At 56.6% G+C, this 13,600-nt stretch carries 9 protein-coding genes; 2 read left to right on the top strand and 7 right to left on the bottom strand.

The genetic code is table 11. The features are described 5' to 3' along the window. Nucleotides 1-29: 29 nt before the first annotated feature. Nucleotides 30-1,904, bottom strand: a complete 1,875-nt coding sequence (locus MKY86_RS12095) for a bifunctional homocysteine S-methyltransferase/methylenetetrahydrofolate reductase (RefSeq protein ID WP_076074383.1) — start codon at nt 1,902-1,904, stop codon at nt 30-32. 168 nt (nt 1,905-2,072) lie between these two features. Between MKY86_RS12095 and MKY86_RS12090 the strand changes: the two genes are divergently transcribed. Further along, nucleotides 2,073-2,330 carry a hypothetical protein gene (locus MKY86_RS12090; protein ID WP_076074380.1) on the top strand — a complete coding sequence of 86 codons (258 nt, stop codon included), beginning with the start codon at nt 2,073-2,075 and terminating at the stop codon, nt 2,328-2,330. On the opposite strand, the gene MKY86_RS12085 is transcribed toward MKY86_RS12090, so the two are convergent. The 5 genes from MKY86_RS12085 to MKY86_RS12065 all read right to left on the bottom strand — a co-directional run bounded on the left by MKY86_RS12085 (nt 2,303) and on the right by MKY86_RS12065 (nt 10,232). After that, entirely contained in the window at nt 2,303-3,403 is a 1,101-nt protein-coding gene (locus tag MKY86_RS12085; protein ID WP_076074377.1) for a GerAB/ArcD/ProY family transporter, read from the bottom strand. The genes MKY86_RS12090 and MKY86_RS12085 overlap by 28 nt on opposite strands. A 40-nt stretch (nt 3,404-3,443) precedes the next feature. Beyond that, the gene (locus tag MKY86_RS12080; protein ID WP_076074375.1) at nt 3,444-4,649 is read right to left on the bottom strand and encodes a Ger(x)C family spore germination protein; all 1,206 of its coding nucleotides are present in this window, start codon (nt 4,647-4,649) and stop codon (nt 3,444-3,446) included. Then, a complete protein-coding gene (locus MKY86_RS12075) occupies nt 4,639-6,312 on the bottom strand; it encodes a spore germination protein (RefSeq protein WP_076074372.1) in 1,674 nt (557 codons plus the stop codon). Before MKY86_RS12075 ends, MKY86_RS12080 begins: the two co-directional genes overlap by 11 nt. Nucleotides 6,313-6,469: 157 nt before the next feature. Next, the gene (gene dapF / locus MKY86_RS12070; protein WP_076074370.1) at nt 6,470-7,306 is read right to left on the bottom strand and encodes a diaminopimelate epimerase; all 837 of its coding nucleotides are present in this window, start codon (nt 7,304-7,306) and stop codon (nt 6,470-6,472) included. Nucleotides 7,307-7,421: 115 nt separating this feature from the next. Beyond that, nucleotides 7,422-10,232 (bottom strand): calcium-translocating P-type ATPase, SERCA-type, encoded by a 2,811-nt coding sequence (locus tag MKY86_RS12065; RefSeq protein ID WP_076074367.1) that lies wholly within the window; start codon nt 10,230-10,232, stop codon nt 7,422-7,424. Between the two features lie 191 nt (nt 10,233-10,423). Between MKY86_RS12065 and MKY86_RS12060 the strand changes: the two genes are divergently transcribed. Beyond that, the gene (locus tag MKY86_RS12060; protein WP_076074365.1) at nt 10,424-12,310 is read left to right on the top strand and encodes an Rqc2 family fibronectin-binding protein; all 1,887 of its coding nucleotides are present in this window, start codon (nt 10,424-10,426) and stop codon (nt 12,308-12,310) included. 372 nt (nt 12,311-12,682) lie between these two features. Here MKY86_RS12060 and MKY86_RS12055 read toward each other — a convergent pair whose 3' ends face one another. Further along, complete coding sequence (locus MKY86_RS12055; protein ID WP_083684355.1) at nt 12,683-13,594, bottom strand: PHP domain-containing protein; 912 nt, start codon at nt 13,592-13,594, stop codon at nt 12,683-12,685. Between the last annotated feature and the right edge of the window lie 6 nt (nt 13,595-13,600).

The raw sequence follows: 13,600 nt of genomic DNA, 5'->3' as shown, positions 1-13,600 counted from the left end.
ATCCATTACACTATTGTAATTGATTATTACTAGCGAAACAAGGGGGATAACTTACGTCCTTGCTTCTCCCAAATATACTCCAGCAGCTGCACGCTCATATCATAGAACATAAACGGTGTAATCAGATAGATTCCGTTAAAATGTGCAATCGCCGCATCCAGCAGCTCCTTGGCGATCAGCACCCCTTCGGCCCGGCCCGCCTCGCCTTCGAGTCCGGCCATCCGGCTGCGGACCTCGGCGGAGAGCTGAATGCCGGGAACCTCATTATGCAGATACTCTGCATTGCGTCCGCTGGCCAGCGGCATAATGCCGATGAAGATCGGAATATCCAGGTGCTCGGTAGCCTTGGCAATCCGGGCAATCAATTCAGGATCATACACGGGCTGGGTCATAATATAATCCGCACCCGAGGCAATCTTCTTCTCCAGGCGCTCGACCGCTTTGTCCAGATGCTTGACATTGGGATTGAACGCTGCCCCGATGACGAACTTCGCGTTCTGCTTGAGCGGCTTGCCGGAGAAGGCCACGCCGTCATTGAGCTGCTTGATCATACGTATAATTTCAAATGAAGTCAGGTCATAGATCGAGCTTGAGCCGGGCAGATCCCCGAACCGGGCAGGATCTCCGGTCACGGCCAGCACATGGTCAATCCCCAGCGCGTCGAAGCCCATCAGATGCGACTGGGTGCCAATCAGATTGCGGTCACGGCAGGCAATATGCACCAGCGGCCGCAGGCCTGTGCGGGCCTGCACCAGATGCCCCAGCGCCATATTGCTCATCCGGGTGACAGCAAGCGAATTATCGGCGAGCGTCAGCGCATCGGCTCCGGCCCGTCGCAGCGCCTCCGCCCCCTTCATGAACTTCGCGATGTCCAGATCGCGCGGAGGGTCAAGCTCTACGATCACAGTGTGGCGTTCCTTGACCAGATCGACAAGCGTCGGTTCGCCGCCTCCCTGTCCCCCGTCATCCGCCAGGTGCTCCTGCACCGCAATGCTCTCAGGCGCACTGAAGGCAGCAGGCTCAGGCAACGGCTCCACCACATAGCCCTTCAAGGCAGCGGAGATTTCAGCGATATGCTTAGGAGTGGTGCCGCAGCAGCCCCCGATAATCCGGCTGCCCATATCCGCGAACACCGGAGCCATCTGTCCGAAATATTCCGGCGAGGCGCCATAGCGGTACTGGCCGTCTACATAATCGGCTACGCCCGCATTCGGATAGATCGACACCGGCAGCGCCAGCTTGCCCTGTAGCGTACCCAGCGCACGCTTGATCCCGTTCGGTCCGGTGTTGCAGTTGAAGCCGATCACATCCGCTCCGTCCTGCTGCAGAATATGGAACGCTTCCGGCAGGGTTAATCCGTCCAGCGTACGCGCTGAATCGTCCACAGCCAGCTGGCAGATTACGGGCAGCGTACTGAGCTTACGCACAGCCTTCAGCGCCAGATGAAGCTCCTCGACATCATAGAAGGTCTCCAGCATGATCCCGTCCGGCGCTTCCTCCAGAAGCGCGGCAATCTGCTGCGAGAAGAATTTCTTCAGCTCGGCGGAGGACAGATTGGCCCGTTTTCCGGCGCGGATCGAGCCGATCGCACCGACAACATACCCGTTCTCGCCGGCAGCCCGGCGGGCAATGCGGACCCCCGCACGGTTAATGTCCGCCACCTTGGCCTCCAGTCCGAACTTAGACAGCTTGTCGTAGTTCGCGGAGTAGGTATTACTCTCCAGCAGTACAGCACCTGCATTGATATAGCTCCGGTGCACATCCTCAATGACCTCCGGTGAGGTCAGATTCAATTCCTCGTAGGAGATGCCGACAGGGAAACCCTTTTGATACAAAAAAGTTCCCATCGCTCCGTCTCCGACCAACACGTTATTCTCCCATGCAGAGCGCAAATCCGGCTTCACCGCAAGAACCTCCCCTTACTGACAACATTAGTTTCATACTAATGTAACATAAATCGGGATGGATGATAAGCTTTAGCGGGCAAAAGAGGCGGCCGTCCGTTATTCTTGTATGCCAGTCCGGCAAATGATTCATACTACGCTTAATCTTGCCAGAAGGAGACTGTAGGAATGAAGAAAAAAATAAGAAAACTGCTGCTGCGCAAATATGCCGTAATTCTCCTGCTGTCGGCGCTCTCGCTGCTGTACCTGTACCTGCTGGACTTGATGTTAGGCTACGGCGCGGAGAATATCCGCTATATTCTGAATTATCTGCTCTATACTACCTCAGAGAAGCTGACTGCGGCTGTACTGGTGCTGCTGCTGATCGTGCCGGATGCCATCTATTGGGTGAGCGGCCGTCAGCCCGGCCGGGGAGCGGAGAAATGATCACGAACCGCCGTCACGATGACCAGCAGCACCGGAATGACTATCATTAAATAAGGATATACCCTGTACAGCAGGGTCCCGCCCTCATCGAGATGTTCAATGAAGCTGCGTGCATCCAGCATGGAGGTGAAGAGGATGATCAGTCCGCAGGGATAGAGCATTCTCCGGTACGGCAGCTTGAACAGGTCCGAGATTCCGATCAGCGCGGCAGCAAAGAAGACGGCCATTTTGAAAAACACCCCGATGATCAGCACCATAACCACGAAAATATCCACCCGCTGGATGATATCCGAAACGGAGATCTTGCTGATTGTCGGCATCAGCGGGAGCGGCGATCGCTCAACAATGTCAGCACCAAGAACCGAAACATTCAGCGCCATCGTGAAGCTGAGCAGCAGCGCGGAGAACACCATGGCGGCGGCGATGATCCACGGTCCTTTTTTGACACTGGACAAATACGGCATCAGCATAGTGAAGCACACCATCTCCCCGAACGGAAACATATAATTCTGATGAATCACCGAGCTAAGCACGGGCTGAAAGCCATTCTCCAGTACAGGCAGCAGTCTGTGCAGATTGATCGTACCGGAGAGTATCAGCATCACGGTCCCGAACAGGCCGATTCCCAGTACGACAAACGCGAATACAATGGACGTTCTGCTCAGCACCTCCACCCCCTTGTGCAGCACATAAGCTCCCGAGAGCAGCATCAGGGCACTTAGGATGAACAGCGGAGTATTATGCATGGTCGCCATTGCGAGCATGGTGCTGCCATCGCGCAGATCCCGGGCGGCCAGGTTGATGTAGAGAATAATATAGAGCAGGCCTACCGGTGCCCCGATATATTTTCCGAGAATTTGCCGTGTATAGGCTGTAAAAGGCTGGTCCGGGTGCTTGCGGTACAGATAAGCGTATCCCGTGAACATGATCAGCCCCGCCGCGCAGCCGAGCAGAATCGAGAGCCAGGCATCCCGCCCTGCCTCCATCCCCAGATTAACCACCAGCGCCGTGCCCAGCTCGAACAGCACCGTCAGGCTGAAGAATTCGCCGAGTCCGATTTTGACCTTACCCATATTCTGTGGACCTCCTCACCCGGTTACCCTACCGGCAGACTTAATGAATCTGAAATGAGTTGCTGCGCATATCCGTATGCCGGATAACCACATCCGCATCGAACCGGATTTCACAGTCTGCGAATACATCCTCCCATTGGTCCCTGACCTTCTTCCAGCCGTGCGGGTCCTGCCGCTGCAATGCCCGTCCAAAGCCGAGATAATCGCTGCCCAATTCTTTGGCGGTGCTTACCGCTGCTTGGATATGCTTCACACTTTCTTTTATAAGCCGTTCTGACAGCTCTTCCAGCACTTTAGGCGAGGTAAGATCGAGCGGATTCGGAGCTTCCTTGAGCGCTGCCTGCTGGGTGATCTTGACCGTAAAGACCGGATGCTCCGGGTCAGACGAATTGACCGCAAGCGACACCTGGGACTGATAGATATTGAAGGAGAGATAACTGCCCGCCTGCTGCTTAAGCAGAATTGGAAACTCTTTGATCCGATTATGCAAAAGAACGGTGCCGAGAGCAGCGTCACCCGTAAGCCAGCCCTTCAGCTTGTCATCCTTGAACGCCGCCAGGGAGGAGACTCTCAGGATCGACCGGGGTTCGATATTCTTCAGGCTGTCATTGCTGCCCGATGATGGAGTCCACTCCCCTCTGGTGTATACCCCGTTGATCACCGGACCGCCTCCTCTGATCTGAATCCCCCGGATCACATCATCCACGGCCATCCGGAAGTTATAGCCGAACTGCTTGGAGGTCGTCTCCAGCTTCTCCACGAGATCATTAGCCGGGATTTTGCTGAACACGGTCATTGTGGACATGATCTCACGCGCAGGCTGTCCCTTGGAGATGAAGATCAGACTGTTCAGCCGGGTATCGCTCTCCCGCTCCAGTACATCCAGAATGTCCTTGATGCCTTCGCGGGCGAACGCCTCCGAGATCACCAGCACCCGCACATGTCCCAGGGAGAGGAAGCGTGCCGTCTGGCGGGAAGCGTCTGCCAGTGCCTCGAACATCGTGCGGCCTGTTCCTGTGTACAGCGCAACCGGGGATATACCTCTGCTCTTCTCTCCGGAGATTTCCTCCGCCACAATCACTTGAAAGGACAGCTTGTACCGCTCAGCCTCAGAGTCGCCCTTGTCGATCGCTACCCCCGAGACAATCGCCCGCCGGTTGAGTTCAACACTGTCCCAGCAGCCGGTAAGCAGAAGCACTGGAAGGACAAAAAGTACACCTATGCCGCCTAAGATTCTATTCCTCACGCTTCTCCTCCTCAGTCCTGCTATTGCTATTCTTGCGGATTAACGGGGGGAGCTGCTCCTCATGACCGGTCGTTAGCAGCATGTAGTCCGGCATTTCCTCGCGCATCTGTGCCGGCGGCTTGTCCGCGCCGTTCAACCAGAGCGGAAGTCTGAGCAACGTGTCCTTCTGCCCTTTAATGGAGAGGGGGACGAAGGGGAAGAGATAAGGAACACCGAAGGATCTCAGGCTGTTCATATGTGCTACAAGCAGAATCATGCCCAGCGTAATTCCATAGAAGCCGAATATACTGGCCAGGACCAGAAAAGCAAATCTTATAATTCTCCCGGCAATCGCCATGTTATACGCAGGAAGGGCAAAGCTGGCGATCCCGGTTAACGCCACTACGATGACCATGATGGGGGTAATAATTCCGGCCTCTACCACCGCCGTGCCCAGAATAAGCGCACCGACCACAGAGACCGTCTGCCCGATGGCGCGCGGCATGCGCACCCCGGCTTCACGCAGAATTTCAAAGGCCGTCTCCATCAAGAGCAGCTCCACAAATGCCGGGAAGGGTACATTCTCCCGCTGGGAGAGCAGATTAATCAGCAGCGTCGTCGGTATCATCTCATAATGATAGGTGGTCAGCGCGAGGTAGACCGAAGGGCCCAGAATCAGAACGATGAAGCTCAAATAACGGACCAGCCGCATCAATATGGCAATGTCGAACCGCTGGGAATAATCCTCTGCAGATTGAAAAAACTGCGTAAACACCGCCGGAAGAATCAGCACAAACGGCGTGCCGTCCACAATAATAACCACCCGGCCTTCGAGCAGATTACCCGCAGCCACATCCGGCCGTTCCGTGTTGTAGATGGTCGGGAACGGTGTGAACGTCTTATCCTGGATTAATTCCTCAATGTACCCGGATTCCAGAATCTCATTCAAGGCAATCTTGTTCAGACGCTCTCTGGCTTCGCGGATCAGATCCTCCCCCGCAATCCCTTTCATGTACATCAGCGCCACATGGGTATGGGTCTCGGAGCCGAGCTTCAAGACCTCCAGGCGCAGCTTGGCGGATTTGATTCTGCGGCGGATCAGCGAGATGTTCGTAGCCACCGACTCGACGAACCCGTCCTTCGGACCCCTGACCACGAGCTGGGAGGAAGGCTCACTGACCGCCCGCTGCTCTCCGCCTCTGGTTCCGCACAGTATCGCTGACCGGCAGCCCTCCAGCAGAATCGCTGTGTCCCCGGAGAGAATAGCGAGCATGATTTCCTTCCAATTCTCCTGGAGCTCCGCATCACCTATCGCCATAGCACGGCTAAGGATCTGTTGCGGGAGCGAAGCTTGTTCCCGAGGACTGTCAGCGCCGCCAGCCGTGCTATCGAGGAACAGCTCCTCCGTATGATTCAGCAGCGAGCCCAGCACGAATTCATTCACGGAGGCGGAGTCCGCCAGCCCGCTCAGATGAATAGCAGCCGCTTCCAGCCGGCGTTCTCCCCCGATCTGGATTCTGCGGATAAGGAGATCCGGACTGCCGCCAAGCTCCGTCTGAATGTGGAGCAGACTTTGGGCGACCGTATCCGCGAGGCCCAGGGCAATACCACCCTCAGGTTGTCCCGGTCCCGGTGCAGTATCTGCTCCCGCATTCTGTGCTTTTCGGTTGGACCCTGACTTCATCTCCGCTCCTCCTCCCTGATTCTATGCAGAGTTCTATTATTCGCGGATATGCCTGCCATTATTCGGCTGCCTTTCCACACTCGTCCTGTTCCTCTTAAACAACACAACAAATCCCCTGCATCTGGGATGCAGGGGATTGCAAATAGTGATATGGGAATCAGATATCGACTGAGCCGGTGTATACCACCTGCGCAGGGCCAGTCATATACACATGATTATCGTCCTCGTTCCATTCGATGAACAAGTCGCCGCCCTTCAGGCTGATAACCGCCGAGCGGTCCGTCACTCCGTTCAGCACGGAGGAGACCAGGGTCGCGCAGGCACCTGTGCCGCAGGCCAGGGTTGGACCGGCACCGCGTTCCCAGACGCGCATGTCCACGTGGCCGCGGTTGACGACGGTGGCGAACTCTACGTTTACTTTACGCGGGAAGAGCGGATGAACCTCAAGCTTTGGTCCCCAGGTTGCGAGATCGAACGATACCGCATCGTCCACATAAATGACTGCATGCGGATTCCCCATGGAGACTGCGGTGAATCTGAACGCTGTGCCGTCCGCTTCAATCGGCTGGTCGAGCACAGGCTCTGCGTCGATTGCTACAGGAATCTGCGGTCCGGACAGGACCGGCTCACCCATATCCACCGTTACGCTCTCCACGATCCCGTCCTTCACCTTCAGGGAGACCTTCTGTTCTCCGGCGCCAATCGTCTCAATGACAATCTGCTCCGATTCCACCAGACCCTGCTCATATACATATTTGGATACACAGCGGATCGCATTGCCGCATTGCTCAGCCTCGGAGCCATCGGAGTTCATGATACGCATCATGTAGTCGCCGTGCTGCGAAGGAAGAATGTACACCAGTCCGTCTGCGCCGATGCCGAAGAACCGGTTGCACAGCGTAACCGCCAGCTCCGGGGCATTGCCCGGAAGCTCGTCCTCGCCGAATACGATAATAAAATCATTACCCAAACCGTGCATTTTAGTAAATTCCATTGTCAGGTCCACTCCTATAAGTAAGATCAGCTGTTTCCACATTCCTGGTTCATCATAAACCAAGCTTCTCAGTGAAACCAGCATACCTTATAGGAGTGGAGTGAGGCTATTGATTTTATGCTGAAAACTTTGTACTTTTTATCATCTGCCGTCCACCGCTGCGACTGCGGTTCTTCTTGCCGCCCCAGACGCTGCCCGCTCCCATCAGGAAGGTCGGGATTCCGGCCATGACCAGCACCAGGCACCATTCACGGAAGCTGAGCGGAACGGTCTTGAACACCGGCTGAAGCACAGGGAGGTACATTACAGCCAGCATTAAGAGGACAGAGGACAGGACAGCCAGGACCAGATATCTGTTCTGGAACGGATTCCGGTAGAAGACCGAGCGCGAGCTGCGGCAGTCGAACACATGAATGAGCTGGGCCATCACAAGGGTGGCAAAAGCAACCGACTGCGCGCGGATCAATTGCTGCGCGCTGCCTGGATCAATCCGCAGCGTCAGCCAGAAGGCGGCTAGGGTACAAAGTCCGATCAACAGCCCGCGGCTGACAATCTTCCAGCCCAGGCGGCGGGCAAAGATATTCTCCTTCGCCCCGCGCGGCTTGTGCTCCATCAGATCCTTCTCCGGCTGGTCTACGCCCAGCGCCATTGCGGGCAAGCCGTCTGTAACCAGATTGACCCACAGAATCTGGATCGGAACCAGCGGCAGCGGCAGCCCGAGCATCATGGCGAAGAACATGGTCAGAATCTCGCCGACATTCGAAGCCAGCAGATACCGGATGAACTTGCGGATATTCTCATAGATATTCCGTCCCTCTTCAATGGCGGCCACGATGGTCGAGAAGTTATCGTCCCCCAGAACCAGGGCCGAAGCCTCCTTCGTCACATCCGTGCCGGTAATCCCCATCGAGATCCCGATATCGGCAGCCTTGATCGCAGGCGCATCGTTCACCCCATCGCCGGTCATCGCGACGACATGGCCGTGGCGCTGCAGCGACTTGACAATCCGCAGCTTATGCTCCGGCGACACCCGGGCGTAGACGAACACGCTGTCGGAGACCTTATCCAGCGCGTCATCGTCCATCCGAGTAAGCTGGCTGCCGGTCAGGACCGTGCCGCCGCGCTGCAGAATGCCGAGCTGATGGGCAATAGCCTCTGCCGTCGTCCCATGGTCGCCGGTAATCATCACTGTCTTGATGCCTGCCCGGCGGGTCACGCTGATCGCATCGCGCACTTCCTTGCGCGGCGGATCGATCATCCCGGCCAGACCCACGAAGACAAGCTGGCTCTCCGCTTCCTTCTCGCTGCCGGCCGTTTCTCCGCTCCGCAGATCGCGGTAAGCCATCCCCAGCACACGCAGCGCGCCGGAAGCCATCTGTTCATTGGCATCCAGCACCTTCTGGCGCAAGGTCGGCGTGCAGGGCACGACTCCGCCCTCCCACAGCATATACGTGCAGCAATTCAGGAGCACGTCAGGTGCTCCTTTGGTGCAGATCATCCGGCCGCCGGGGTGATTCACAACCACCGACATCAGCTTACGTTCGGAATCGAACGGAAACTCTGTCTCCCGGGTATAGGTTACGGCAAGCGTCTGGGCAGTTAGTCCCATTTTGGCAGACAAAGCGACCAGCGCACCTTCCGTAGGATCGCCCTTCAGTTCCCAGACCGGCTGAGCGTTAGCCCCTTTATCGGCCTCTGCGCCTTTGCCTTTCTTTTTGCTGCGCGTGTCGGGGAAGCTCTCATAAATCTCTGCGTTGCTGCATAATGCACCCACCTGAAGCATGCGCCGGAGACTCTGGTCATTCTTCAGATCAACGGGCCGGCCTTTCTGGAGCACACTTCCTACCGGAGCATAACCTTCCCCTGATACCTCAAGGGTCCGTCCGGCGTTCCAGAGCTGGGTGACTGTCATTTTGTTCTGCGTCAGGGTTCCTGTCTTATCCGAGCAGATAACGGAGGCGCAGCCCAGCGTCTCTACCGAAGGCAGCTTGCGGACAATCGCCTTGCGCTTGATCATCCGCTGGACACCCAGCGCAAGCGCAATCGTCACAATGGCGGGAAGTCCTTCGGGAATAGCTGCCACCGCCAGACTCACTCCGGCCAGGAACATCGCCGTTGCCGGCTGACCATGCATAATTCCTGCCAGGACCACAACAATGGTCAGCCCCAGTGAGACGTAGATCAGTATCTTGCCGAGCTGCTCCAGACGGTGCTGCAGCGGGGTCTCCTGGGATTCGGTGTTCTGGATCAGATCGGCAATCTTGCCCATCTCGGTAGCCATACCGGTGCGGATGACCACAGCCCGGCCGGTTCCCCGGGTCACCATCGTACCCATGAAGCCGATATTCTTCTGATCGCCCAGCGGGATGTCTTCAGCATAGATCGCCGAGGCATGCTTGGAGACCGGCAGCGACTCCCCTGTCAGCGCCGACTCTTCGGCATAGATGCTGCTGCACTGCAGCCAGCGGACATCTGCCGGTATCCGGTCCCCGCTCTCCAGCAGGACGATATCTCCGGGGACCAGCATTCTGGCGGGAAGCACCTCCTGCTTCCCGCCGCGCATCACTTTGGCCGTAGGCGCGGAGAGCTGCTTCAGTGCTCTTAACGAACGCTCGGCGCGGAACTCCTGCACGAATCCGAGTACCCCGTTAAGCAGAATAATCGCGATAATCGTAATGGCGTCTAAGTATTCGCCGAGCAGGCCGGATACCAGAGTCGCCCCCATCAGCACCAGTACCATGAAATCCTTGAACTGATTGAGCAGCAGCGTAAAAGGTGATACCCTTTTGCCCTCAGACAGCTCATTGTACCCGCTCTCTTTGCGTCTTGCGGCGGCGTCCTCGGCGCTTAGCCCCGTTCCCGGCTGAACGCCGAACATCTCCTGCAGCTCCTCTGCACCGAGCCGGTGCCAGCTTTTTTGTTCCATAACTAATCTTTCCCCTCCCGGTCGTTTCTTGACTTCCGGCGGCGCACAGCTTTTCCACCTGTTCATGTCCAAGTGTATTCATGGTCGTCCCAAAATATCACCGCATCTAGGTTTCTCCTTTTGCGCGAACCGGTAAAAGTATGGCATCATAGAGGGAGTACTTTATTATCAGGCGACAGGAGAACCTTATCATGGCATTAGACGGAATTGTTACCCAAGCGATCGTGCATGAGCTTCAGCCCTTCATCGGTGCACGCGTCGGCAAAATATATCAACCCAGCACACATGACCTCATCTTCACCCTGCGCGGTGCGGGCGGCGGCGGCAAGCTGCTGCTGTCGGCGAACCCGACCTACCCCCGGCTGCACCTGACCGAGAGAAGCAGCATCAACCCGGCGGAAGCGCCGATGTTCTGCATGCTGATGCGCAAGCATTGTGAAGGCGGCACCATCGAGAGCATTACCCAGGTGGGGCTTGAACGAATTATTCATATCACCATCAGAACACGGGATGAGCTGGGGGATGTCTCCGCCAAAAAAATCATCATCGAGCTAATGGGGCGCCACAGTAACATCATTCTCACCGAGCTGGCCACGGGGACGATTATCGACGGCATTCATCATGTCACCCCGTCAATCAGCAGCTACCGGGTCGTTATGCCGGGAGCGGCTTATACCCAGCCGCCGCAGCAGCATAAGCTGAATCCGCTGCAGATCAGCCAGCCGGATTTCCTTACCCTGATAGCCTCGGCAGAGGAAGCGGCCCGCTACGCCGCCGAGCATCCTCAGGAGCCGGAGGAGGATATGATCGAGGGCGAGATCGCCGGACTGCTGGCCTCACTTGAGGCTCCGCAGGCTGACGGCTCGGGCGGCCCGGCCCCTTCAGCCGATCCGGCCGGCTGGCTGGTCCACGCCTTCAGCGGCCTGAGTCCGCTGATCGCCGGAGAGATCCTCCACCGTTACAAGGAGATAGGCGGAGAAGCTGAGGATTTCAGCAGCGGGATGGATAAGCCCGATCAGCTCTGGGAAGCCTTCCATTCCGTCATGGAGCCGGTCAGCAAGCTGGAATTCGCTCCAGTCACCGGTTGGAATGCCAAGGGCAAGCCGGTATTCTCAGCCATTCCGCTGAAGCTGATGAGCGGGAATGTGAAGCATTACAGCTCCATAAGTCTGTGCCTGGAGGATTATTACGGGGACAAGGCGGAGAAGGACACGGTCAAGCAGCGGGTCAGCGACCTGATCCGCTTCCTCGGCAACGAGCGCAGCAAGAACATCAAGAAGCTGGCCAACCTGCAAAAGGATCTGAACGAAGCCGAGGATGCAGACCAATTCCGGATCTGGGGCGAGCTGCTGTTCGCTTCCCTGCACACCGTGAACAAAGGCGACAAGGAAGCACAGCTAGTAAACTACTATGATGAGAATCAGGCGGAGATTACCGTTCCGCTCGACCCGCTGCTAAGCCCTACGGACAATGCACAGCGGTATTTCAAAAAATATAACAAGTACAAGAACAGCCTGCGGGTGATCGGCGAGCAGGTCAAGAAGACGCACGAAGAGATTGCCTATATGGAACTGCTGCTCCAGCAATTAGCCCATGCCTCACTGAATGACATTGAGGAGATCCGCGAGGAGCTGGTCAGCCAAGGCTATCTCCGCGACCGCAGCAAAAAAGGCAAGAAGAAAAAGAAGGCTGCCAGACCTACGCTGCAGGTATTCACTTCCTCTGAAGGGGTTGACATCTATGTCGGCAAAAACAATCTGCAAAACGAGTATGTCACCAACCGGCTCGCTGCGCCGAACGATACCTGGCTGCATACCAAGGATATTCCCGGCTCGCATGTGGTGATCCGCAGTGAGGAATTCGGCGATGCCACTCTGGAGGAAGCTGCTCAGCTCGCCGCCTATTACAGCCAAGCCAAGCAATCCAGCAGTGTGCCGGTAGACTGTACGCTCATCCGTTACGTGCGCAAGCCGAGCGGAGCCAAGCCGGGCTTTGTCATCTACGATCATCAGCGGACACTCTTCGTCACGCCCGATGAAGAGCGGATCAAGCAGCTGCCGAATGTGCTGCGTAGTTAAGGCTCCAGTTAAATGTGCAACCACATTACCCGGGCGAATTAGTGGAGTGGGCATGATGAGGCCACTTGGGTCGAATGTATGCGGAAAACAGCATACATCAGGCTCGCTCAAGGCGCGTGGGCCCAATGTATGCGGAAAACAGCATACATTGGGCTGGTGCGAAGGTAAACGGCACATTGTATGCTAAAAACCGAACACAACAATAGTAGGTGGTTTACTCTTACTGATCATGTGCTCTACTAACAGTAAGGATTGCTCTTACCAAAAAAACCTCCGTCCTGTAGCGCCTGCGCTAAGGGTCGGAGGTTTTTAGTGTCTTGTGTCTGTTTTTTTGTATCCTGTATCCTATGCCCTTTGCGCTGTGTCCTACAGTCAGCCTCTGGCAGCCTTAAGCTGCTCCAGCACAGCGGCAGGCACACTAACACTGCCGAGATCCCCGTGGAAAACAACGCCCTGCCGCGCACCATGGAAATCCGAGCCGCCGGTTACCCGCAGGCCGAATTCCGCAGCCAGTGCAAGGTAGCGCTCATGCTCTGCCGGTCCATGATCGGAATGATACACCTCGATGCCGTCCAAATCACATTCCTCCACAATTCTGCGCACCAGTGCGTCATCTCCGTAGATTCCCGGATGGGCCAACACCGCTGCACCTCCTGCTTCACGAATCCACTGGCAGGCCGTCTCCGGGGTAATGCGCGGAGGCGAGACATAGGCCGCCGCACCTTCGCCCAGATACTTGTCGAAGGCATCCCGCATATCTCCGGCTGCACCCAGCCGCACCAGCTCATCCGCGATGTGCGGACGGCCGATGCTCTCATCAGGCTTCAGCTCCCGGCCAAGCCCTGACACTACCTGCTCCAGGGTGATCGCAATGCCCAGCCCGCGCAGCTTCTCCAGAATTGCTTCATTACGCCCGAGCCGGATACCCCGCTGTTCCTCCAGGCGGGACAACAGCAGTTCCTGTTCTATGTCGATATAGTAACCGAGAACATGGATCTCCTTGCCGCTCTGCCGTGTGCTGATTTCTACACCGGGAACTACAGTAATCCCGTACCGCTTGCCTGCTTCCAGTGCTTCCGCTACTCCGCTGACCGTATCATGATCGGTAATGGCTACCGCTGCCAATCCAGCCTCGTAACCAAGCCGCACATTCTCTGCCGGCGGCTGCATGCCGTCCGAGGCCTGGGTATGGGTGTGCAGGTCGCATCTGCCGGCTGTATCAGCAAGACCCGCTGTAGCTAACTCCGCCTCTGAATGCCCGCTATGACTTGTAGGGTCTGTCATGGAATT

Source organism: Paenibacillus sp. FSL R7-0333 (genome assembly GCF_038000365.1).
Lineage (GTDB): Bacteria > Bacillota > Bacilli > Paenibacillales > Paenibacillaceae > Paenibacillus_AQ > Paenibacillus_AQ silagei.
This window is presented reverse-complemented; position numbering and strand designations above follow the sequence as displayed.